This window comes from Pseudogemmobacter sp. TB195, from assembly GCF_058313095.1.
The window spans coordinates 49,883-73,017 of record NZ_JBZEGG010000001.1 but is presented as its reverse complement, the minus strand read 5'-3'; the positions used below and the strand labels follow the sequence as shown (position 1 = coordinate 73,017).

Below are 23,135 nucleotides of genomic sequence, written 5' to 3'. Positions count from 1 at the left end.
CGGCGCAGAGCAGAGCAAGGCAACGGATCATGGCGTTTCTCCCGAAAAGGGTCACTCGGCCGCGACAGCGGCATGACCAAGGGAGTCGATGATCGCATCTGCCGCCTCGCGACCGTCACGGATCGCCCAGACGACAAGACTCGCACCGCGCACGATATCACCCACGGCATAGACGCCCGGGATCGAGGTCGCATGGCTGCGGAAATCGGCCTTGATCGTGCCCCAGCGGGTGACGGTCAGTTCGTCGACGCCCCAAAGCTTCGGCAAGGCCTCGGGTTCGAAACCGAGCGCCTGCACAACCAGATCGGCGGGCTCGACATAGTCGGCCCCTTCGATCACCTCCGGCGACTGACGGCCCGAGGCATCCGGCGCGCCGAGACGCATCTTTTGCACCATCACGCCTTCGACCTCTGTGCCGCCCGAAAAGCCCTTCGGCGCCGCGAGCCAGACGAAGTCTACGCCTTCCTCTTCGGCATTCTGCACCTCGCGCTGCGAACCTGGCATATTGGCGCGGTCGCGGCGATAAAGGCATTTCACCGAGGTTGCGCCCTGGCGGATCGCGGTGCGCACGCAATCCATCGCGGTATCTCCGCCGCCGATGACCACAACGCGCTTGCCGGCAGCGTTCAGGCTGCCATCCTCATATTCCGGCACAGAGTCGCCGAAGGACAGCCGGTTCGACACCGTCAGATAGTCGAGCGCTTTCACAATGCCGCGCGCGCCCGAGCCGGGGGCCTCGATCTCGCGGATCTTATAGACGCCGGTGGCGATCAGCAGGGCGGTGTGGCGTGAGCGGATTTCCTCGAACGAGAGGTCAACGCCGACCGTGCAGTTCAGGACAAACGTGACGCCCGAGGCTTCCAGCTGTTCGACCCGGCGCATGACGACCGGCTTTTCCAGCTTAAATCCCGGGATGCCATAGGTCAGCAGCCCGCCAGCGCGGTCATAGCGGTCATAGACGGTGACCTGAACACCCGAGCGGCGCAGCCGTTCCGCCGCCGCGAGCCCGCCCGGGCCTGCGCCTATGATGCCGACCGATTCCGTGCGTTCGCTATGGGGGATGACCGGCTGCACCCAGCCTTCTTCCCAGGCGGTATCGGTGATGTATTTCTCGACCGAGCCGATGGTGACCGTGCCATGGCCGGATTGTTCGATGACGCAATTGCCTTCACAAAGCCGGTCCTGCGGGCAGATGCGGCCGCAGATCTCGGGGAAGGAATTGGTGGCCTGGCTGATCTCCCAGGCCTCTTTCAGCCGGCCCTCGGCGGTGAGGCGGAGCCAGTCAGGGATATTGTTGTGCAGCGGGCAATGTGACTGGCAATAAGGCACACCACATTGCGAACAGCGGCTGGCCTGTTCGGCCGCCTTTTCTGCCGCGAATTCGCGATAGATCTCGTCGAAATCCTGATTGCGGTCAGAGGCTTTGCGTTTCTCGGGCATCTCTTTGCCCAGGGAAACAAATTTCAGCATCTTTTGCGTGGCCATGGCTGCGCTTCCCTCAAAGCAGGTTCCGGGAGCGCCTTCCTACATCTGAGGGGATTTGAATAAAAGTCAGCATGGCTGACCTATATGCTGATTTTGCGGAGGCGTGATCAAAAATCCTCTAAGAAATCACGAAAATAGGTCAGTATGAGTTCCGAATCTACCTATTTTCCCGCCATAAGCGCGATCAGAGCTGCCGTTCCCACGATGATTCGCCACCAGCCAAAGATCGCATAGCCATGGCGGCTGACATAAGAGAGCACCCATTTCACCACGAGAACCGCTGCAAGGAAGGCCACGGCGAAGCCGACGGCGATATCCCAGACCGCGCTGAAATCGAGATCATTGCGGCTTTTGAACAGATCATAGGAGACTGCGGCGATCATGGTCGGCAGGCTCAGCAGGAAGGAAAACTCGGCCGCAGCGCGCTTTTCGACGCCCATCATCAGGGCGCCGACAATCGTGGCGCCAGAGCGCGAGACCCCGGGGATCATCGCGATACACTGGCAAAACCCAATGGCGAGTGACTTACCCAGCGGCAGTTCCAGCGCGTCGAAATGCTTCGGCTTCGGCGCGATGCGGTCTACCACCAGCAGGATGACGCCGCCGATGATCAGCATGATCGAAATCAGCTTCGGTGATTCAAACAGCACGCTTTTGATATAGCCATGCGCCAGCAACCCGATCACCACGGCGGGCAAAAAGGCCAGGGCCACTGACACAATAGCGCGCCGCGCCGCCGTATCATGGCGTGCATCCATGAAAAGCCGCCCGACCTTGACCGCAAATACCGAGGTCAGCGCCAGGATCGCGCCCAGCTGGATCACCACCTCGAAGGTCCGGCTGTCCGAGGTGAAGCCAAGGAAATGCCCCGCCAGCAGCAGATGTCCTGTAGATGAGACCGGAATAAACTCAGTGAGCCCTTCCAGGAGACCCAGAAAGGCGGCAATCAGCGTGTTGTCCAATATCTCAGACCTTCTTCAGGTTTTTTGCCGAGTTCTTGATGGCGGCATATTGCCCCGAGGGACGGAAGCGCCACAGGTAATCCGGAATCACCGCTTCAAAAGCCGAGGCGGTCACGCCCAGATCGGCGAAGCCGCGCGCGCCGTCAGTGACCACATTATCGGCCTTCAGCATCTTCAGCTGATCGCGGGTGAGGATCTTGTTGACGATAAGGCCGCCTGTCAGCACTTCGGCCATGTCAAAGCCGAAGGCAGGCAGTGACATCAGCCCGCCTGGCAGGTTGAGGATCAGGCGGCGACGCTGGATCACCGGCAGCATGCGCTGCAAAAGATCCTGGAGCGGCATTGCTTCGGGCCCGCCCAGCTCGTAAATGCCGGAAGCGGCATCAGAGGTGACGATATTGACCGCGGCCAGGGCCACATCATCGACCCAGACCGGCTGGAAGCGGGTCTGGCCACCGGCAATCGGCAAGATCGGCGCGAATTGCGCCATGCCGGCGAATTTGTTGAAGAAACTGTCTTCCGTGCCGAAAATCACCGAGGGGCGCAGGATGACCGCGCCGGGGAATTCCGCCGCGATTGCGGCCTCGCCGGCGGCCTTGCTGCGGCCATAAAGCGAGGCGCTGCCGGCATCGGCCCCGAGCGCCGAGATATGGATCAGCTTTGCCACACCGGCCTCGCGCGCGGCGCGGGCGATGATCGTGGCGCCGTCGACATGAACGGCCTGGAAGTTGTTCCGGCCGCCGCGGCGGAAGGTGCCGACACAATTGACAACCGCATCCGCGCCAAGGGCTGCGCGTTTCACACTGGCTTCGTTGCGGATATTGCACAGGATCGGTTCGACCTGGCCCGGAGCGCCATAGGGTTTGACGAAGATCGCTTCATTCGGGCGGCGTACCGCGACGCGGACCCGCCAGCCAAGACCGGCAAAGCGCCGGGCGATATAGCGGCCGACAAAGCCCGACCCGCCGTAAATGGTGACCAGCTTGCTCATGCGGAAATCTCCCCTGCGGGCGTCGCGTCCATTCCCCGTTCCATAGCCCCCGGACGTCGGGCCAGCAAGCCCAAAGCCCAATGTGAGGCCCGTGCCAGCCGGCCTTTCGCACGAGTGTCAAAAATCTTGCGATTTCCGCGCGAGCCCGTGTTGACAACCCTTTGCCCCAGGGCTACATCGCCCTCACTGAAGCGTGCCCAGATGGCGGAATTGGTAGACGCACTGGTTTCAGGTACCAGCGCTGCAAGGCGTGGAGGTTCGAGTCCTCTTCTGGGCACCACTATACTACGAAAAGCCGTGTGACCCCAATGGGTTGCGCGGCTTTCGTGTTTCTTGTTTCGCCGTTGTATCAACCTTTCTGTTGCTGGTAAGAATCTGTCTCAGACAGTCTCACCCTGTTGCGCAACAATACAACAGATGCCCCTTTGCCTCTGACCAGAGGGCACCATACGTCAGCGCAGGATAAGCGCGTTCTCGCTTCCGCCCGCTATGCAGTGACCTGCCCGGCGCAGCGCAGCGGAACGTCAGAAATGGGCAGCCCCGGCTCCCTGAAAGATACAGTTGCTAGGTCAAGTTGGACGGATCGGCTCTGTTGGATCACTTCCGAGACGGGCAATATGACAGTCCCAGCTGGTGAACCAGAGCAATCACTCAAGCTGCACCACGTCTTCGCATCCCGCCTGTCATTGTTAAGGTGGTCTCATCCCGGAGGGAGGCTTGCGCGCCCGTCCGTGGTCTTTCCTGCCAGGGGCAGGTCAACAACCCCATCCGGTTGCTTATGAGTTCGCTTTATAGTGGTGGAGGGACTTTTCGTTCCTCCTTTCACGCTGACCACGGACACGGCCTCTTTTTCAAGCTGCCGTCCTCGTAGATTGGAGGTCTGTCCGGTCCGAAATAATCGGTTGGGAAGGCAAGATCATCTGAAGGTGAAAGCACGATCTCTAGGTTCACGACCTCATACGACCGCATCGTGTAGGCCTCTAGGCAATAGTGATCCAGAACATGGGCGATGTGCAGTCGGCCTGTTCTTTCGCCCCGTGGTCAGTTTAGGATCATTTCCCGACTTGCGATAAGACGCCGGAGTTCAGAATTGCCTCGGGCCTCTGCAATCAGCCGAAGCAGGAAATCCGCCCGGCAAGCCGGAGGTGTCTCATAAAGCGCATCTGGCAAGCCCTTGTTTCGCGCCTTGCGGTGCTCATGAACTCGCTTTGCCTCTGGGCTCTCAGCGATCAAACGAGAGCCTCGCGTGACGAGATCTGCAACAATCTGGACAGCATCAATCTGCCAAAGATGGGCGTATGAGCAACGACATCTTTAAATTTACGGCTGTTAAGATGGGCACGCCCTATGACAACCTGGCGGCGGCGCTCGGCATCCTGCAGCAGGCTGTGCTGTCGCTTCGGATGCCGTTCATCGGGACGGTTGATAGTGCGCGGTGGGAGGCCTGACACATGACCTGGTCCGACAAGGTCCGTGCCGAGTTCGCGGCCCGCTATGGGGTCCCGGTCCGCTGTCCCGCCCGGGGTGATCGCGGCTGACACTTACCCCCGGGCAATTGCCAGGGCTGTCCGACGTGGACGGCTTCTCGCTGCGAAAGAGCGCCAAAGGATGGCCAAACTGCGTGATGGCGGCGCGAGCTTCCGGGAGATCGGCCTGTATCTCAACCGCAGCTACAGTCACGCCTAGAGCGTTCTGGTCTGCTTCGCGTGACAGACGAATCATCCCTCGGTTGCGACGGAAGGTGATTTGTCGCGCTGACTTAATGCCGCCAATGGTTAGGATTGGTGGTCGTCAGTCGTTTTGATATTGGCGGGCAAGTAAGCGGATAGCTCGGGGGAGATCCGAAATTTCCAGTTAAAACAAACATTTGTGTTTGAAAGTGGTGGCGAGGGAGGGACTCGAACCCTCGACCTTGCGATTATGAGTCGCACGCTCTAACCAGCTGAGCTACCTAGCCACTGGGCGGGGGGATATGCGGGCCGGTCAGGGGCGTCAAGGGGGTATACGCGCTTTTTGCTTCAGTTTGCGGACTCAGCTTTGCCAGGGCAATGGGCGATGCGGGGCCTGCCGGTTGCGGTGACGGTGACGGTGGCTTCGATGAACAGGATCTGCCCCTCGACTCCCGCCTCGGAAATCTCGCGTCTGGCGGTCAGGTGAAGGTCGACTGCCCCGGCCTCGCGGGCTCGGGCGGCAGCCTCGGCGCGCAGCGCGGTTTCCAGTGCCTCCAGCGCCGCGTCGCGGTCGCCATAGGCTTTGGGGCCAGTGGTGAAATGCGCCACAAACCGCCCCTGGGCCGGCGATGTCAAAAGGCCCGAGACGCGCTGGCTGACCTGACCTGCCACGGCCCCGATCGCATTCGCGACACCGGCATGTTCCGGCAGGATCATCTCACAGCCAAGACGCGCGCCCACCGCGCCATAATAGGACGGCGCCGAGGCGCCAAGGCCGATCACCGGCAAGGCCAGTTGTGCTGACAGCGCCATGACCCCTCGGTGCTGGTCAAGCCCCGCCACCAGCAGTGGATGCCGCGCCAGGGCCGCGGCGTCTTCGTCCCTGAATCGTGGGTCTTCGGCGAAGGCGGCCTCCAGCAGGCAGCCGGCGGTCTGGGCGGTGACCTGATCAATGATCCGCCGCGCCATGTCTTCGGGGCCGGGCGCGAACCGTTCGCCGGCGCCAGTGCGGCGCAAGGCCAGCAGACGCAGCGCTTTTTCGGCGGCCTCCCGGTCCCAGTCGCTCAGGCCGCCCGCAACATGGCTTGCATCCGAGGGGGTCACGCCGGAAAGCATCACCAGCCCGCGCGCGACAAGGCGGTCCAGCGCCGCTGCTTCGAGCCGCGAGGTCAGCGCCTTCGCGACCGGCATCGGTGCGGTGATCCGCTCCAGCACGGCGCGGTCACGCGGGCCAAGGCCACCGGTCTGTTCGACGCCCTGCATCGGCACGACGAAGCGCCCGTCATATTCGCCCGGTGCCGGGCCCGAGAGCCAACGCTCCAGCGCCTCATGCACCATGTCGCGCGCGGTCATCGCCAGCAGCGAGACCGGCAGCAACCGGCGCGGCCCGAGGCGGAGCCGCCCCGAGAGGCCGTCATTGATCAGATGCACTTCCGAATCGCCGCCAAGGCCGGTGGTGCGCATCGCCACGGCCTCGACCATGGTGCGGAACCCGCCGACGCGGGCGCCTTCGGGATCGATTTCGGGCAGGCCACCGCGCAGGATCGCAACATCCGTAGTGGTGCCCCCGATATCCGAGACCAGCGCGTCCTGCGCACCGGTCAGCCAGCGTGCGCCGACGATCGAGGCGGCCGGGCCCGAGAGGATCGTCTCGATCGGGCGCTCGCGCACCATCGCGGCCGAGATCAGCGCACCATCGCCGCGCACCACCATCAGCGGCGCATCAACGCCGATCCGGGCGAGATGGCGTTCGCAGGCGGCGACGAGGCGGTCGATCATCCCGATCAGCCGCGCGTTCAGCACGGCCGTCAGCGCCCGTTTCGGGCCATTCAGCCGCGCCGACAGCTCATGCGAGCAGGTGACAGCGCGGCCTGTCACGCGGCGGATCAGGTCGCGTGCCGCGAGCTCATGCGCTGGGTTGCGGGTGGCGAAACGGGCGGCGACGGCAAAGCCCATCACTTCGGGGCCAAGCGCCGTCACCTCGTCCTCGAGCCGTGCGAGGTCAGGGGGGGAAGCCTCGATCCCGGCATGGCTGTGGCCGCCGGCGATGCGGATCACCGGATCCCCCTTCAGCGCATCAGCAAGACCTGCGCGCGCGAGGTCGTCCTCATCGAACCCCATGGTGATCAGCGCGACGCGGCCGCCCTGGCCCTCGACCAGCGCATTGGTGGCCAGCGTCGTCGACAGCGAGACCAGCGCGATCTGTTGCGCCGATACGCCCGATTGCGCCAGCGCGCGATCGACGGCGCCACCGATGCCTTCGGCCAGATCATGCCGCGTCGTCAAGGACTTGGCCGTTCCCAGAATGCGGTTTTCCGCCTCGTCCAGGATGACCGCATCGGTATAGGTGCCGCCGGTATCGACCCCGAGGAAAAAGGCCATGACCCGTCCTTCACTGCTGTTCGTTGCGCGCCCCTTGCTACTGCGGCAGGCAAGCCGGGTCATCCCCGGAAGCGACGTTTTCCGCCCGCTTTCGCGTCGCGGATGACAGTTTCACCGCTTGTTTGCGCCGGGATGCCACCGGGATGCCCAGCTGCTCGCGGTATTTGGCGATGGTGCGCCGGGCCAGTGGTGCGCCGGCACCGGCCAGGGCTTCTGCAAGGGTAGCGTCGGTCAGGGGCGCGAGCGGGTCTTCGGCTGCGATCATCTGCGCCAGCGCATCGCGCATCGCCGCCCCTGCCGGCCCGCCCTTGCGCACGGCGGGCGAGAACATCGCGCGCAGCCAATAGACCCCCGTGCCGGTATCGACCGAGGTGCCCTGGACGAGCCGGCTTACGGTGCTCTGATGCAGGCCGAGGGCCGCCGCCACGTCGCTCATGGTCATGGGGGAAAGCGCGCGCAGCCCCTGTTTCGCCACCAAGGGCTGGCGGCGCAGGATCTCGGTCGCGATACGCAGCAGCGAATGGTTGCGGCTTTCCACAAGGCGGATCACCTCACGCGCGGCAGAGCGGTCGCCGGCCCCTGTTGCGGGCTGCAGCCGGATCGAAGGCAGCGCCGACTGGTTCAGGCTGAGCTCGGGCCCCGAAGGTCCGTCGCGCAGCACCAGATCCGGCTCGGCCACCGGGGCGCAGCCGGGCTGAAACCGCGCGCCGGGCTTAGGGTCGTAGCTGCGCAGCGCGCGGATGCGATGCGCGATTTCCTCGGTCGTTGCGCCGGTCTTTATCGCCAGCGCGTCCAGATTGCCGGTCGCGACCAGCGTCAGATTGGCCAGCACCGCCTGCATCACCGGGTCGTGCTCCCCGGCCTCGCGGGCCTGGAGGCTCAGGCATTCCGCAAGGTTGCGCGCAAAAAGCCCGGCAGGTTCCATCGCCTGGAGTTTCAGCAGCACCGCTTCCAGGGCCGCCGGCGTGCTGCCGGTCTCGCGTGCAAGCCGGCCAAGCGGCGGGCCGAGCCAGCCGCTTGGTTCCAGCGCCGAACACAGCGCCAGCGCCAGCCGCATTTCGGCAGGTGTCAGCCGCATCAGCGCCACGCCTGCCGCGACATGGGCCTGCAACCCCGGCGCGGGGCCTGCAAGCGCCTCGATCCCGCCGCCTGCCCGCGATTGCCGCGACAGCGCATCATGCCAGCGCGGCGCCCAGATCACGGGCAGCGCCGGCGGGGGCACCAGCTGCAATTGCGGGTTTTGCGCGGCCATATCCTCGAGCCAGTCGCCAAGCGAGCCCGCATCCGATTTCAGCATGGAAATCGCGCTGACCAGGGACAGGTTCAGTGACAGGCGCTGTTTCTGGGCGATGGTGATGCGGTTGCGCTGTTTCATGGCGCGACTTTGCCGGGGCGCGGGCGGCACTTCAATCGGCAAAGAAGGCCGCCTGCCCATGGGTCGCTTTGCGGCTTCTCTCTTGCCGCGCTTTGCGCCAGAATTGACCGGGCAATTCCCCCTTTGCCTGCTGTGCCCCATGTTCCGCGCGTCTCTGGCCCTGATCCTTCTCTGTTCTGCCCCCGTCCCCGCGCTTGCCGAAGGCGAGGCGAAGGCTCCGGGTCCGGTGGCCACGCTGGCGCTCGCGCTCAGGCTTTATGATCAGGCCGAGGGGCGGGGCGATGCTTTGGGCATGGCGGTCGCAGCGCGACTTGCGGCGACGATCCGCCATCGCGAGGCGAGCCATTGGGAGCGGCAAAGTGGCAATTATGCCGGGCCGGTGCTGCAGGGACAGGGGGCGGCGGGCCTGCGGGCGACACCTGATCTGCTGACCTCTGGCGCTGCCTGGTCGGGCGCGCTGCTGATGGCCGAAGAGGGTGAGGCGCTCAGCGATCTGCTTTATGAACTGCCGCCGCCGGTGCTGCGCGGTGGGGTCAGCCAGATGGCGGCAGAGCTGAAGCCCGGGCGCGAGGATCGCTGGTCGCTGCCCTTTGCCGGACAAAGCCCCGCCGAGATCGCGGTCTTCGCCACAGAGGCAGAAAGCGATGCACCCCAAAGCGATGCGGGCACAAACGATGCGGGCGTGAACGATACGGGCGCGGGGGGCACATTGCTCTGGGCGGTCGAAGATGGCGCGGGCGGCGTTCTTTGCCCGATACGGCCCGTTGCCGCCAATGTCTGTAGTTTCACCCCGGCCGAGAACGGCTTTTACGAGGTGGTGATTGCCAATCCTGCGGGCGGCTCCGCCGCGCGGGCCGGGGCCTATCTGCTGGTCGCCAACTGACGCGCGCGGATGAGCGCATTTGTCACCGCTGCGTGACTTCCCAAACCCCTGCCGGGCTGCGACACTGCCTGAACGACCCCTGACGAGGAGCCGCCATGTCTTTCCCTGCCTGTTCCGCCCCCCGTCGCCTTGCTGCGGGGCTGTTTGTTGCGGCGCTTTTCGCCGGTCAGGCCGCCGGCCCGCTGGCCGCAGAAGAGGCAAAGGGGCCGAATATTACCCCCGGTGCAATTGGCGCGGCGGGCGCAGTGGCGACGCTGGCGCTGGCGCAGGAGCTTTTCGGGCTAGGCCGTTCCCATGGCGATGCGCTGACCGTACTCGCCGCCGCCCGCCTCGCCGCCTCGGCAATGGTCTCGCCCGGCAAGGAGTTCAAACGCAGCACCAGCGGTGAGGGTGAGGCCGGCCCGGACGCCGCATCCGCCCCCGCAGATGCGGGGGCGATGTTCGGGCTCGCGCTGACCCTCGCCGCGCAGGATGAATTTCTGACCGATGTGATCCTTGAGGCGCAAACTGCCACGGCCAGGGGCCGGATCGGGGGCGCCTTTTCGCAACGCGCCAGCCTGGCGGCGGGGCGGACCGATAACTGGGAAATCCCCTTCACTGGCGGAGCCTATGCCGAACTCGCTGTACTTGGCAACGGGACATCCGATCTCGACATCATGGTCACCGATGAGACTGGCAATGTCATCTGCTATGAAGGCGGCCAGGAAGACAGGCTCTATTGCGATTTCGTGCCCTCCTGGGACGGGTTCTTCTTTGTCGCGGTCGAAAACAAGGGCGCCGCCGCTGCGGCCTATGACCTTGTGACCAACTGAGCCGCGCGGCTGCACCGAAACCAGAATCCCCCGGACGCCATGCCGGCTCCGGGGTTTTTCCTGGTGCTGCGAGGATGCCTTCGGGCGCCGGACGGATCCGGTCAGGGATTGGCGGTGATGACCTCATTCAGCCAGGGCACAAAATGCGACACATCGGTATAGGCCGAAAACTGCGCCATTTCCGGGCAGCCATGGCCGGACGCATCGCTCAGACCCCAGCTGACGATTCCGGCCTGGATGTATTTTCCATTGTCCAGCGGCACCACCAGCGGCCCGCCGCTGTCACCATTGCACGAGCTTTTGCCGCCCTCGAAAGTGCCTGAACAGATCATATTCTCGCTCATCGGCATCGGCGCCGCAGCCATGATCTCATCCCAGAGCGCATAGGCTTTGTCCTCCGGCACATCCATCAGATTGACCGCAAAGGCAAAGCCCTCGACGGCCTCTTCGGCGCGACCTTCCAGCAGGACCTGGTTGCACAATTCGCGGTCCAGCATCTGGATCTGCGCCTGCATCAGCTGTGACGAAGGCACTGCGCCTGCCTGAAGCCCCCATCCGGTGACGACCGTGGTGATCCCCGGCTCGCGCAGAAGATCGCCGTAAGTGGCATCCGGCACCTCGACCGTCTTATACGGGACCTGCGGTTTGCGCGCGAGTTTGACCAGCGCGATATCATAGTCGAAATCATTCACCGAATAGGACGGATAGGTGAAAACCGCCTCGACCGGCACCCGGTCGCCGCTGCCATCCAGCAGGTTGGTGCCGACAAGAATGTCGAAATCGCCGGGCTTCAGATCGGCCCCATTGCCGGCGTCATCCGCCATATGGACGCAATGGGCGGCGGTGAGCACCCAGCGATCCATCACCATGGACCCACCGCAGAACTGGCTGTCGGTGCTGATCGGCTGACCTCCGAGCAGGAAAGCAACCTGCCAGGGCCATGCACCATCGGCGGCGGGCTGGCCGCCGACCACTTTCGCCCCCGAAGGTTCGGCTTTCGCGGCTTTCTCGCCGCGCTCGGCCTTGGCGCCCGAGGCGGCAAAGCTGTAGGGCGAGCTGTCGGCGGCGCTGGTTTTTGCGCTGAAACCGGGGTGGGTGGGGCTTTCTGCCAGGGCACTGCCGGTGACACTGCACAAGAGCACCAGGGCGGAAAGCGGCCTGAGAACAGTGGCTGGCATGAAGCGCGAGGTCATCTCTTTGATCCTTCTGCGGAATTGGGCTGGGGCCTTGATGGCCATCTATTCGGAATTGGTCGGGTTCAGCCGCACGATCTGGCGGATCATCGTCAGATCGGCGGGTTTGGTGGAAAAGCCGCGCATCGAGGTCTCGTCTTGCGGTGAGATCTGGCTTTCCAGCCAAAGCGCGGTGTCGCTTCCACCCTCAGCCGTACCGCGCAGCGTCGCGCTGGCGAGCGAGGTCAGATCGGTGCGCAGCGCATGGCTCTCGTTCATCGGGACGGCCAGGATCCAGATCTCCTCGACCTCGGCATGGCTGACGGGGTCGATCTGTAACCCGACCCGCGCGGCCTCGCCCGGGGCGATGCGGTTCACGATATTCTGCGAAGGCCAGATCGGCAGCACCTCCATATCTGAGGAGAGATAGAGCACCGTGACATCCTGCGCCTTGCCCGAACGATTGGTCAGCGTAAGCCAGAGCTGGTCGCAGCCATTCACCCCCTGCGCCGGGTCATGCGCCGCACCTGCCCCGGCCTTGCCGCTGCAAGAGGCGCCTTGCACCGGGTCGGTGATTTCGGTGCCGGGACGGCGCTCGATTGCGACGGATATCACCTCGGTTTTCGTAAAGCCGCGCCCGGCGGCCTGGGCCAGCACGTCACGCAACCGCGTCGCATGGGCCATGGTTGAAAGCACGCGCTCCAGCGCTTCCGCCTCGGTCTCGCCCTCCAGGACCAGGACGCGCGGTGATGTCCCGGGGCCGCCCGCGTCAAGCACCGCATCGGGGCCGGCAAGCGCGAGAAGCCCACCGGTCAGGACCGGCACCAGATCCGGCGCCGCACCCGGCTTCGGTTTTGGCGCGGCGGCGACCGCCGCTTCCCAGGTGCCATAATCCAGCCCGTCTTCGGGATCGGCGCGCACCAGGCCCGCCAGCGTCAGCGGCACAGGATCGGGAAGCCTGCCGGGCGCGGCCCAGATCGTCGCGCCTTTCGCGACCTGCGGCAGTGGGTCGCTGATCTTCGCCTCGCGCGCGCCGACCTTGCCGAGCGTCACGGATCCGATGCTCTCGCCGCCGGCGCCGGATGCGAACAGCTCGACCTCGCCTCCCTCGGCAAAGCCCTGCAGAAGGCCCGCCTGCAGCACGGATCCATTGATCCGGTACCGCGCGGCGCCGGCGCCTTCACCAAAGACCCGTTCCTGCAAAAGCGTGCCCTCGGCATCGGGGAGTTGCCGCGCCACCCCCTGGATCATCGCATCCGAAGTGGCGGCAAGCACCTGCTGCCAGGTCGCATCCTCGGCGCTGGCCAGAACCTGAGCGAGGCGCAAAGTGAATTCGCCATGCCAGATCCCGGTATCACCCAGCGGATATTCAAATGATCGCTCATCAGATTGCGAGGAATAGAGAAAGACGAAATCTCCGGACAGCTCTGCCGCGCCGGTGAACGGGACCGGCGGCAGGTCATCGGGAATCCCAAGCGCCCCGGGATTCAGCGAACGGGCAACGCCTGCCGCCGGATCGGGATCAATGGCGCGAAAGCCCGTGGCCGAATGACAGGCGTCGATAATGCCGACCAGCTTTACATCGCGCGACAGCAGGCCCTGGGCCCAGAGGTTCAGCTCATCATCAACGATGGCGTTCTCCACCATGCCGATCTCGCCTCGCCAGTTCTTTGCATCCATCGGCAGGAAGATCTCGTCATAGCCGCCCCCCTCATCGCCGTTCAGATCGGGCGCCTGGGAGCCGTGGCCAGAGAAATAGAAGACCAGCGTATCGCCTGGCGCGGCATCGGCCGCCGCCTGGTCGAGCGCGGCGAATATCCCCGCGCGGGTTGGTGCGGCGATGGTGGCGCCCTCGGGAAGATTGGCCGGATCGGTGGTCAGGATGGTCATGGCCTCAGGCGCGATCCCGCGGCCCGTCAGCACTTCGGCCATCAGCCGCACGTCATTGGGCGGCCCTTTCAGATCGGCATCCAGATACTCATAATCGCCAACCCCGATCAGGACGGCCCGGGTGCCGGCATGAAGCGTCGTGCTCCAGAACAGGAGGCTGGCGGTCAGGGCATATGTGAGCTGCGGTTTCATGCGCGAAAACATGCCTGGACTTCCGGCACCGGGCAAGGGGCCTGCGCGTGATGACAGCATTTGTCACCACTGGTCAGTGGCGCGGCCCGGAGCCCCGCCGGAGACATCCGGCCTCAGCCAGGGGGGAGGGGCTGCCATTCCAAGCGAAGCGTCAGGCCCTGGTCGGTTGCCGGAAGCGAGAGTTTTGCGCCATGGCGCATGGCAATCGCGCGCACCAGCGCAAGGCCGAGGCCATGGCCCCTGATGCCCCGGTCACGGTCGGCGCGGGTGAAGCGCTCGAAAATCTCGTCGCCCATGCCCCTGGGCAGGCCGGGGCCGCTATCCGCAATCTCGAGCAGATGCAGCGGGCCCGGGGAGAGGGTCAGGCCCAGCCGGTCGCCGGGGGCACAATATTTGATCGCGTTATCCAGGAGATTGGCCAGCATCTGGGAGATCAGCGTGCGATCTCCCAGCACCATCAGGCCAGGGGCGATATCCGCCACCGGGATCAGGCCCTTTTCTTCGGCGGCCGCTTCGTAGAGCTCCCAGACCCCTTCCGCGAGGGAAGAGAGATCAACCGGCAGCAGTCCACCGCCGGAGCCCTGATCCGCCTCGGCGCGCGAGATATCGAGAAGCGCGTCGAAGATCCGGATCGCGCCGCGCATTTCTTCGCGCAACTGGCTGACGGTCTCTTCCTGGCCTTTGATGGCCGAGAGCCTGGCCGCCATCCGGTTCAAGGGTGTCCGCATCTCATGCGCGATGGTGTCCGAGAGCCGATGCGTGGCGCGGTTCAGGCTTTCGATCCGGTCCAGCATATGATGCATATGGGTTTCCAGAAGACCGAACTCATCCGCTTTGCGCGGGCCGGGCAGGCGGGCTTCGAGATCCCCGGCCGCGACCTGATCCGCGAGTCGGTTCAGCCGTCCGATCCGCCCCATCACCTGGCGCGCCGCGATCCAGCCCACCAGCGCCGCCGCGATCAGCAGCGCGAGGGCCAGCCCGATCATCCCCTGCCTCAGCGCCGCCAGCGTCGCATCGACCGGGGCCAGCGGGCGTCCGGCCAGAAGGCCGAAGCCGCCAGGCAATTCACGCGCCACCACCATCCAGCGACCGCTGTCCCGGGTGATCTCCTGCGGGGTGGAGAGGTCAAAACCCGCACCTTGCGGTGCCACATCGGCGGGCCAGCGGTCTTCGGTTCCGGCGAGGACCCGGCCATGACGGTCGGTCAGCAGCAGGAGTTCCTGCCCGCCAGAGGCCGCACGATAGTCAATTGCCTGGCGCAGCGCGATGATGCGGCGCTGGTCGTAAAGCGCGCCAAGACCACTGAGATCGGCGGAGAGCAGATCTTTTTGCGCCTCGGTCAGCCTCGTCGCCACCAGCCGGTATTGCAGCGCCATCGCGCCCAGCGACAGCACCGCGACCGCCGCTGCCATCAGGCCTGCCAGTCGCAGCGTGGCGCGGGCCCGGAGCACGGGGCGCGCGGACACAAGGCGCGGCCCCGGATCAGCCGCCACCGGGATCTCCGGCCACGGGGTGTGCAAACAGATAGCCTTCGCCCCGGACCGAGCGGATCACATGGGCACCGGCCTCTTCCAGTTTGCGCCGCAGCCGCCCGACATGCACGTCAACGACATTGGTGCCAGGGTCGAAATGCAGGTTCCAGACGGTCTCCAGCAGCTGCATCCGGGTGACGACATGGCTGGCATTTTGCGCAAAAAAGGTGAGCAGCGCGAATTCGCGCGGCGAGACCGGCACATGGATGCGCCGCACATGCACGGTGCGCGCCTTCAGCCGGATTTCCAGATCGCCAAAGGCCATAAGGTCATTATCCGCGACCTGGATCGTGCCGCGCCTGAGCAGGGCGCGCAGCCGGGCGCGGAGCTCCTCGGGCTCATAGGGTTTCGGCAGGTAGTCATCGGCGCCCTTTTCAAGCCCCTCGACCCGCTCTGCCGCGCGGCCAAGCGCCGAAAGCACCAGGATCATCGCGCGCGACCCTCCGGCGCGGATCTGCGCTATGGCGTCAACCCCGTCGCCGCCGGGCAGCATCCGGTCGAGCACGATCACCCGGTAATCGCCGCTGGCGGATTCGGTGAGCCCGCCAGCCAGGGTGTCGCGATGGCTGGGCTCGCAGCCAAGCGCGCGCACCTCATTGGCCACGGCGGCGGCGATGTCGGGGTCGTCCTCGATGATCAGGATGCGGTCGGTCATGGTCATTGCAGATTCAGAACACCACAACCGCCGGGTCAAGCACATTCGCGCCGCCGATGGCACGCGGGCCGGTCGCCGTGCCCCAGGGGTCAAGCCAGAGATGCCGCGTGACCCCGTCCGGCGCCTCGACCAGCAAGAGCGTGGCGGCGGTGATTTCCAGCACTTCCAGCCCGGGCCCGTCCATCGCGGCGCCATTCACGGCGCGGATACGGTCGCCTTTGGCGAGGCCTGCGAGTGCGGCGGGGGAGTTGATTGTCAGATCCGAGACCCGACCGTCTTCGCCCTGCACCACGCCAAGCGCCGCGAGACGATAGCTGCGGATACGCTCGGGGACGGGGGGCGCGCCTTCGGGGCCGCGCAAGGTGAGGCCGATCACGCCGGGCTCGGGCGCGGCGGCGCTGAAATCCATCACCAGGGTCAGCTCCTCGCCCGCGCGGGACAGGGTGATGCCGGCAGAGCCCGCCGCCAGCATTGCATCCAGCAGGAAGGCGAAATCGCCGGGATTTTGCAGCTTTGTGTCATTGACTGACAGGATGATGTCGCCGGCAAGGATGCCCGCACCCGCAGCCAGCCCGCCAGGGTTTACCGCATCAACCAGCAGCCCTTCGGCCGCTACTCCCAGTGTATCGGCGAGCTTGCGATCCACCGGCCGCGCATTCAGGCCGAGCTTCGGGAAGGGCAGCAGGCTTTCGTCGATCAGACCGTCGACGATGCGGCGCAGGTCGCTGCCGGAAATCGCATAGGCGATGCCGACAAACATGCGGCTGCCATCGGCGATGCGGCTGTTCATGCCCATAAGCCGCCCCGTTGCGTCGACCAGAGGCCCGCCCGATGATCCGGGATTCACCGCCGCATCATGCTGGAGGAACATCAGCGGCACCGCGAGATCGATCTGGCGCGCCATGGCCGAGACCATGCCCCGCGTCAGGGTGAATTCCGCCCCAAGCGGCGCGCCAAGCGCATAGACTTCAAGCCCTGGCAGGGGGCGCGCGTCTGAGACCTCGATGCCGGTCAGCGCGGCACCATCCGGGCCGGCAAGCCCTGGCTCCAGCTGCAGGATGGCGACATCGCGGGTGCTGTCGCGGCCGATCACGGTGGCGATCACCACATTGCCCTGCCGGTCGGTGACGCGCACCTCTTCCGCCGCGCCTACCACATGGGCATTGGTCACGGCGATATCCGCGACGCCTGCCCAGATAAAGGCCGAGCCGAGAAAGGCATCCTCGCGATCCGCGCTGCGCACCACCAGAACCTGATCCATCGCCAGATCGGTTGCGGCCCGGAGAGGCGCAGAGACGGGCGCAATGGTCTCGGCCCGCGCGGCAGTGGAAACCCCAACGATTTGGAGCGTCTGAACAGCGAGGATGGCGGCAAGCAGCGGGGCCGCAAAGCGGGGCCAGGCCCTGTTCCGGACCCTTTTATCGAGGTGCATTCTTACAGTCTCCGGCTCTTTCTCAACGCTGTCGGCAGGTTAGACCGCCGGGCCGCCCGGGGTCACATGACAAAGCCCGTCACATTGAGATTGTGCGTTTACAGCCCGCATCCATCGCCCCATCCTGCCGCAATCCGAAACAGCCCCGTGACCCGAGCAGATCCCATGACCCTTTCCGCCCGTATCGCCGCCCGGCTGGCCAGTTCTGTCATGATCGCCCTGCTGGCCCCTGCGGCAAAAGCCGAAGGGCCGGGTCCCCTGCGTCAGGCGGCGCTGTCGGCCGAGCTTTACGCCCGGGGGGTGGCGGAGCAGGATCCGCTCCTGATCCTCGCTGCCGCACAATTGCGCAAGTCGGTCGATATGCAACCGCTGGAACCGGACCCTCAGGGGGCTGCGCCCGCCTTCGCCCCGCTTGGATGGGAGGCGATGATCGCAAGCGCGGTTGCGCTGACAAGTGCCGGCGATCCGCTCAGGGATCTGGCCGAGGATATCACCGCACAAAGCTGGAAGGGCGTCATTCATGGCCCGGTCTACCGGATCGGCGCGCTGGAGGGAGGCGCGGAGACCCGGTTGCCGGATCTCTCGTTCCGGGGCGGTGAATATGCCGAAGTCTATGCCGAGGCCGAGCCGGGCCTCGATCTCAACATCACCATTCTCGATTCCGAAGGCCGCGAGGTCTGCGCCGATACGGATCCCACCCATGTGGCCTATTGTGGCTGGACTCCGGCGGCGGATGGCAGCTTTACCCTGGTCATTGTCAATTCCAGTGCGCGGGATGCCGGGTTCGCGCTTATGACCAACTGACTGAATATACGCCAGAAAGGGCAGGACATGATCCGCAGGTTTCTTCTGACCACGGCGCTTGGGCTGCTGGCCTTCCCGGCGTTGGCACGCGAGAATTATGCGCTCCTGATCGGAGCGAGCGATTATCAGAATATCGAAAAGCGCTGGTCCCTGAAGGGGCCGAAAAACGATATGGAGCTGGTGGCGAATTACCTGCTGACCGGGGCGCCGGTGCCGTTTCAGGCGGAAAATGTCACGGTGCTGACCGATAGGGAGGGCGCCGATCCCGCGACTTTGGGCAATATCCGTGCGGCTTTTGCCGAGCTGACCGCAAAGGCGCAGCCGGGCGATTTCATCTATCTCCACCTTTCGGGCCATGGCACCCGCGCCCCGGCGCTGGATCCCGACTCTGAACCCGATGGCCTCGACGAGCTGTTCCTGCCGGTCGATATCGGCAGCTGGAACAACACGGTCGGCACGGTCGAAAATGCGCTGGTCGATGATGAGATCGGCCAGCTGCTCGACGGGTTGCGCGCGAAGGGGGCCGATGTGTGGATCGTGCTCGACAGCTGTCACTCCGGCACCGCCACCCGCGCGATCGAGACCGAGGACGATGTGGTGATGCGCCAGCTTGAGCCCGCCGCGCTGGGGATCACGGATGAGATGATCGACGCGGCGGTCGACCGGGCGTCAGCTATGGCAGAGGTCGCGAACCGCGGTGTCGGCAGCGGGGTTGCGGGCAATGGAACCGGGGGCGGGGTTTCCTTCCTGCCGAAAGAGACGACGGCGGCGGCTGATGGCGTGGAGCCTGGCGGTCTGGTGGCCTTTTACGCCGCGCAAAGCACCGAGATGACGCCAGAGATGCGGCTGCCGCGCGGCGCCCCCGATCGCAAATCGCAGGGCGTTTTCACCTTCACCCTCTTCGAGACGCTCGCGGAATATCCCGGCGCCACTTACGGCCAGGTCGCGCAGGAGGTCCTGCGCAAATATGCTTTGCGCGGAACCGCGAAATCGACGCCCTTGTTCGAGGGCGATCTGGACCGTGTGGTCTTTGGCGGCGAGGCGCGGGCGCGGGTCTCGCAATGGCCGGCTGTGGCGACGGATGCCGGTTTCACGCTGAATGCCGGCACGCTGCACGGGCTCGCCGTCGGGACCGAGCTGGCCGTTATGGCATCCGCTGCCGATGCCAGCGACAAGGCGCTCGGGCTGGTCCGGGTGACCTCGGCCGACACGTTCAGCGCGACGACCGGGGCCTTCGCGGGCGAGCTGCCAGAAGGGGTCTGGCTGCGGCGCAAAGAGGCGGCGCTGGATTTTTCGCTGACCGTGGCGCTGCCGCCCGGGGGCTCGGCCCCGGCGCTGGCCCTCGCAGCCGCGATGGAGGATCTGCGCGAGATCGCGGGCCCGCGCCTGACCTTTGTGAAGGCGGGATCCGAGGCTGATCTGGCGCTGGCGGTGCTCCCGGACAGCGCGACGCCGGATGCGCTCTGGATTCTGCCCGGCACTGGGCTTGCCGAAAGCGGGATCCAGGCGCCGAAGGTGGAAACCGCCGGCGTGGCGCCGGAGGACCTTGCCGGCAATCTGCAGGAAAAACTGACCGAGATTGCCAAAGCGGTGAACCTGATGAAGCTTGGCGCGGCGCTTGGGCCTGCGAACGGGCCGGGCGCGCTGGATGTCCAGGTAGAGCTTCTGACCCGCAATGCCGATCATCCGACCCTGCGCGGCTTGCCTTTGGTGCCGGTGCCGGAACTGGTGACCAATGACGAGGTCCATGTTCTGGCGAAAAACAATATGGATCAGCCGGTTGATGTGAATGTGCTCTATATCGGCGCCGATTATTCGATCACCCATTTTTATGCCGGGCGGCTGCATCCGGGCGAAGAGCTCAAAAAAGGGCTTTTTGCGATCGGAGGCGAGAGCATGGGGCAAGAGCGGATGATCGTGGTGATGACCCCCGCGGCCCCCCATAGCAAGGTCGAGGACCTGAGCTGGCTCGCCCAGGACGCCGTGCGCAGCACGGGTCTCGGCGGCGGCTTTGCCAGCTCGCTCTATGAGGCGGGGTTTGGCCAGGGCACGCGGGGGGCGATTGCACTGAGCGATGACAGCGCGGCGTCCGGCCCGGCGCCGGCAATCCTTCAGGTCGAGCTGCGCACCAGAGCAGATCAATCCGGGGCGGAGTGATCAGGGGCTTTGTGATCAGGCCCGGGGCGGCGCGCCTTTCGGCATCGGATTCTTCGCCTTGTTATAGGGTTTCCAGTCACTGATATCGGGGTAGAACTGTTTGCGCCAGGCGCGCACCCGCGGGTTCATCGCGCGTTTCCACAAGGGCGGGATCATCGCGAGGCTGGTCATCACCGGATAGCCGAAGGGCAGCTGCGGCGCCTCGTCTTTCTCGTAATTCTGCAAGAGCGGGAAGCGCCGGTCGGGTTTATAATGGTGATCCGAATGGCGCTGGAGGTTGATCAGGAGCCAGTTCGTGGCCCTGTGTGCTGCATTCCAGGAATGGCGCGGCAGGGCATGTTCATAGCGCCCCTCGCCCAGATGACGGCGGGTGAGGCCGTAATGTTCAACATAATTCACCAGCTCCAGCTGCCATTGCGCGATCAGGGCCTGGGCGGCGAAGATCAGGAGGCCTTCCGGGCCGCCAAGCACCAGCGCGAGCGCGAGGAAGGCGGCCTGAAACGCCCAATAGCGCCAGAACGGGTTCGTCCGGTGCCACCAGGGCAGGTTCCTGCGCGCCAGCATCGCCGTTTCCGAGGCAAAGGCCGAGCGGCGCTGGCCGATCAGAACCCGGGGGAAAAAGCGGTGGAACCCTTCGTTATAGCGGGCGGTGACGGTGTCGCGTGGCGTGCCGACATAGAGGTGGTGCACGCGCATATGTTCAGAGCGGAAATGCGAATGCAGCACCGAGGCGAGGAGGAGATCTGCGGCCAGGCGCTCGATCTTCGGTTTCTGGTGGAGGAGCTCATGTGCATAATTCAGCCCGATGGTGCCAGCCATGACTCCCATGCCAAAGACCATGCCGGCTTTCTCCCAGCCGGTCATGGCGCTTTGCGGCAGATACCAGAGGGTGACGGCAAGGGTGGCAAGCTGGATCGGCACCCAGATCAGCGTCAGCAGTGTATAGACCCTGAGCCGGTCATCGGGGGTGTCGGGGTCCGCATTGTTTTTGTTCAGGCCCAGAGCAACATCGAGGGCGGGGAACAGGATCCAGCAATAGGCGGGGAGTGCCAGGACCCAGAGCCCGCCCCAGGTGAGGCCCGCGACCGCGATAGGCAGGGTGCCGAGGGAAAGCCAGAAGGGCAGGGCTTGCGCAGGGCGGGCCAGGGTGTCGGGTGAGAGCTGCGCCATGATCGTCCTCCGGTCGCGGCGGATGGTAACGCCGGAGCGGGCGCGGATCAACGCGACGAAATGGACGGCTGAGACTGTGCGGAGCTCTCACGCAGAGGGCGGGCATTTTATGGCTGCCGGAGGAGACATGGCAGAGATCGGGCCGCTGCCCTGCGCGACCTGCAGACCAGAGGCTGCGAGCATAGTTTTTCCATACCAGATTTTGCGGGAGAGGATGCATTTTGCTCCGGCTCGTAAAGCCGGGGTGGTCGTGACCGGTATCACGAGAGCAGAAGGCTGTTCATGTCGGGTCTGTCTTTGCCATCAGTCCTTCCCGGCCAGGCTGGCGGCGCCGAGGTCGAAAGCCTTGCGAAAGACGGTCGGCAGGCTGTCGGGGTTGAAGTCATGGGCGGCAAAGAACTCGCCTCTGCGGGGATTGATATCGGAATGGGCGATCATGATCCGCAGGATGAGGTGAAAATGGGTGAAGGTATGGCGGATTTCGCCAGCCTTCTGCCAGTCGGCATCGGCTGGCGCTGTGGTCGGGCAGGGTGTCCCGGGGGGGGCAGGGGGGCCAGAGCCCCCCCTGCCCCCCCCGGGACCGGGCGCGCCGGACAAAGTCCGGCGCGCCCGGCCTTCGGCCGGAAGAGCGTTGCGCGCGGCTTTGGCGGGGCGCTGGTCCCAGCCATCGCCGGGAAGGCCGATCATACCGCCCAGGAGGCCTGTTTCAGGGCGCCGTTCCAGCAACCATCCTTGCGGGCTGCGCAAGAGCCAGACCACACCTTCCCGCACGGGCTTTTCCGGCTTCGCGAGCTTGCGGGGCAGGTCGGCCTGATTTCCGGCGGCCCGCGCCGCGCAGGGCAGCATCAGAGGGCAGATCCCGCAGGCCGGGGATCTCGGGGTGCAGATGGTCGCGCCAAGGTCCATCACTGCCTGGGCATAATCTCCTGGCCGAATGGCCGGGGTCAGCCTCGCTGCCAGTTCCGTCAGCTCTGATTTCGCCGCCGGCAGCGGGGTTTCCACCTGGAAAAGCCGCGACATCACCCGCTCGACATTGCCATCCACGACCACGGCGGGCTCGTCGAAAGCAATCGCCGCCACTGCCGCCGCCGTATAGGGCCCGATCCCGGGCAGCGTCAGCAGCCCGTCACGGCTTTCGGGAAAGCCGCCCCGCGCCGCGATGGCACGCGCGCATTTCAGCAGGTTGCGCGCCCGCGCATAATAGCCGAGCCCCGCCCATTCCGCCATCACCGCCTCATCCGGCGCTGCCGCCAGCGCCGCGACATCCGGCCAGCGCGCGGTGAAGCGCAGGAAGTAGCCCCGCACCGCCGCCACCGTCGTCTGCTGCAACATCACCTCTGACAGCCAGACCCGGTAGGGATCAGGGCGCAGGCCCGCAGCCCGCGCGGCGGGGCCGACCCGCCAGGGCATCTCGCGCGCATGGCGGTCATACCAGGCCAGCAGCGCCACACTTATATCGGCCGTCTCCCCGCCAGGCATCCGGGCCGGCTGCTGATTTCTTACAGCGCTTTCACGCAAGATTTATGGCCTCCGTTGCCGCCGGTATTGCTTCCGGGCTTTCCGCCGCGCCT

At 65.3% G+C, this 23,135-nt stretch carries 18 protein-coding genes and 2 tRNA genes; 7 read left to right on the top strand and 13 right to left on the bottom strand.

Going from position 1 to position 23,135, the window contains the following annotated elements:
- Positions 1 to 51 precede the first annotated feature (51 nt).
- The 3 genes from AC4FS3_RS00365 to AC4FS3_RS00355 form a co-directional block, all read right to left on the bottom strand.
- Positions 52 to 1,485, bottom strand: coding sequence for an NAD(P)-dependent oxidoreductase (locus AC4FS3_RS00365; protein ID WP_491018879.1), 1,434 nt, complete (start codon positions 1,483 to 1,485; stop codon positions 52 to 54).
- Positions 1,486 to 1,646: 161 nt separating this feature from the next.
- Positions 1,647 to 2,450 carry an undecaprenyl-diphosphate phosphatase gene (locus AC4FS3_RS00360; protein ID WP_491019295.1) on the bottom strand — a complete coding sequence of 268 codons (804 nt, stop codon included), beginning with the start codon at positions 2,448 to 2,450 and terminating at the stop codon, positions 1,647 to 1,649.
- A gap of 1 nt (position 2,451) precedes the next feature.
- Entirely contained in the window at positions 2,452 to 3,438 is a 987-nt protein-coding gene (locus tag AC4FS3_RS00355) for a complex I NDUFA9 subunit family protein (protein WP_491018878.1), read from the bottom strand.
- A gap of 195 nt (positions 3,439 to 3,633) precedes the next feature.
- Between AC4FS3_RS00355 and AC4FS3_RS00350 the strand changes: the two genes are divergently transcribed.
- The 3 genes from AC4FS3_RS00350 to AC4FS3_RS00340 all read left to right on the top strand — a co-directional run bounded on the left by AC4FS3_RS00350 (position 3,634) and on the right by AC4FS3_RS00340 (position 5,124).
- Positions 3,634 to 3,718: transfer RNA gene (locus AC4FS3_RS00350), tRNA-Leu, on the top strand.
- Positions 3,719 to 4,736: 1,018 nt separating this feature from the next.
- Positions 4,737 to 4,886: a hypothetical protein gene (locus tag AC4FS3_RS00345; protein WP_491018877.1), complete on the top strand. Its 150-nt coding sequence runs from the start codon at positions 4,737 to 4,739 to the stop codon at positions 4,884 to 4,886.
- A 46-nt stretch (positions 4,887 to 4,932) separates the two neighbouring features.
- Positions 4,933 to 5,124, top strand: coding sequence for a helix-turn-helix domain-containing protein (locus tag AC4FS3_RS00340; RefSeq protein WP_491018876.1), 192 nt, complete (start codon positions 4,933 to 4,935; stop codon positions 5,122 to 5,124).
- Between the two features lie 194 nt (positions 5,125 to 5,318).
- On the opposite strand, the gene AC4FS3_RS00335 is transcribed toward AC4FS3_RS00340, so the two are convergent.
- The 3 genes from AC4FS3_RS00335 to AC4FS3_RS00325 all read right to left on the bottom strand — a co-directional run bounded on the left by AC4FS3_RS00335 (position 5,319) and on the right by AC4FS3_RS00325 (position 8,865).
- Positions 5,319 to 5,395 (bottom strand) — tRNA-Met (locus AC4FS3_RS00335).
- A gap of 61 nt (positions 5,396 to 5,456) precedes the next feature.
- On the bottom strand, positions 5,457 to 7,490 hold the full coding sequence (locus AC4FS3_RS00330) for a hydantoinase/oxoprolinase N-terminal domain-containing protein (RefSeq protein ID WP_491018875.1): 2,034 nt from the start codon (positions 7,488 to 7,490) through the stop codon (positions 5,457 to 5,459).
- 37 nt (positions 7,491 to 7,527) lie between these two features.
- Positions 7,528 to 8,865 carry an RNA polymerase factor sigma-54 gene (locus tag AC4FS3_RS00325; protein ID WP_491018874.1) on the bottom strand — a complete coding sequence of 446 codons (1,338 nt, stop codon included), beginning with the start codon at positions 8,863 to 8,865 and terminating at the stop codon, positions 7,528 to 7,530.
- A 139-nt stretch (positions 8,866 to 9,004) separates the two neighbouring features.
- On the opposite strand from AC4FS3_RS00325, the gene AC4FS3_RS00320 reads away from it, so the two are divergent.
- A complete protein-coding gene (locus AC4FS3_RS00320; protein ID WP_491018873.1) occupies positions 9,005 to 9,748 on the top strand; it encodes a hypothetical protein in 744 nt (247 codons plus the stop codon).
- A gap of 95 nt (positions 9,749 to 9,843) precedes the next feature.
- Positions 9,844 to 10,560 carry a hypothetical protein gene (locus AC4FS3_RS00315; protein WP_491018872.1) on the top strand — a complete coding sequence of 239 codons (717 nt, stop codon included), beginning with the start codon at positions 9,844 to 9,846 and terminating at the stop codon, positions 10,558 to 10,560.
- A 101-nt stretch (positions 10,561 to 10,661) separates the two neighbouring features.
- Here AC4FS3_RS00315 and AC4FS3_RS00310 read toward each other — a convergent pair whose 3' ends face one another.
- The 5 genes from AC4FS3_RS00310 to AC4FS3_RS00290 form a co-directional block, all read right to left on the bottom strand.
- Positions 10,662 to 11,753: a serine protease gene (locus AC4FS3_RS00310; protein WP_491018871.1), complete on the bottom strand. Its 1,092-nt coding sequence runs from the start codon at positions 11,751 to 11,753 to the stop codon at positions 10,662 to 10,664.
- 45 nt (positions 11,754 to 11,798) lie between these two features.
- Positions 11,799 to 13,826: a caspase family protein gene (locus AC4FS3_RS00305; RefSeq protein WP_491018870.1), complete on the bottom strand. Its 2,028-nt coding sequence runs from the start codon at positions 13,824 to 13,826 to the stop codon at positions 11,799 to 11,801.
- Between the two features lie 101 nt (positions 13,827 to 13,927).
- Positions 13,928 to 15,307 carry a sensor histidine kinase gene (locus tag AC4FS3_RS00300; RefSeq protein ID WP_491018869.1) on the bottom strand — a complete coding sequence of 460 codons (1,380 nt, stop codon included), beginning with the start codon at positions 15,305 to 15,307 and terminating at the stop codon, positions 13,928 to 13,930.
- Positions 15,297 to 16,007 (bottom strand): response regulator transcription factor, encoded by a 711-nt coding sequence (locus AC4FS3_RS00295; RefSeq protein ID WP_491018868.1) that lies wholly within the window; start codon positions 16,005 to 16,007, stop codon positions 15,297 to 15,299. The genes AC4FS3_RS00300 and AC4FS3_RS00295 overlap by 11 nt, the downstream gene beginning before the upstream one ends.
- Positions 16,008 to 16,014: 7 nt before the next feature.
- Positions 16,015 to 17,433 carry a S1C family serine protease gene (locus tag AC4FS3_RS00290; protein WP_491018867.1) on the bottom strand — a complete coding sequence of 473 codons (1,419 nt, stop codon included), beginning with the start codon at positions 17,431 to 17,433 and terminating at the stop codon, positions 16,015 to 16,017.
- 165 nt (positions 17,434 to 17,598) lie between these two features.
- Here AC4FS3_RS00290 and AC4FS3_RS00285 point away from each other — a divergent pair, with 165 nt between their 5' ends.
- Together AC4FS3_RS00285 and AC4FS3_RS00280 are read left to right on the top strand one after the other, a co-directional pair.
- Positions 17,599 to 18,237, top strand: a complete 639-nt coding sequence (locus AC4FS3_RS00285; RefSeq protein WP_491018866.1) for a hypothetical protein — start codon at positions 17,599 to 17,601, stop codon at positions 18,235 to 18,237.
- Positions 18,238 to 18,264: 27 nt separating this feature from the next.
- Positions 18,265 to 20,394: a caspase family protein gene (locus tag AC4FS3_RS00280; protein ID WP_491018865.1), complete on the top strand. Its 2,130-nt coding sequence runs from the start codon at positions 18,265 to 18,267 to the stop codon at positions 20,392 to 20,394.
- A 15-nt stretch (positions 20,395 to 20,409) separates the two neighbouring features.
- Here the strand turns inward: AC4FS3_RS00280 and AC4FS3_RS00275 are convergent, their stop codons facing one another.
- Positions 20,410 to 21,564, bottom strand: coding sequence for an alkane 1-monooxygenase (locus AC4FS3_RS00275; RefSeq protein WP_491018864.1), 1,155 nt, complete (start codon positions 21,562 to 21,564; stop codon positions 20,410 to 20,412).
- A 303-nt stretch (positions 21,565 to 21,867) separates the two neighbouring features.
- Complete coding sequence (locus AC4FS3_RS00270) at positions 21,868 to 23,043, bottom strand: A/G-specific adenine glycosylase (RefSeq protein WP_491018863.1); 1,176 nt, start codon at positions 23,041 to 23,043, stop codon at positions 21,868 to 21,870.
- Between the last annotated feature and the right edge of the window lie 92 nt (positions 23,044 to 23,135).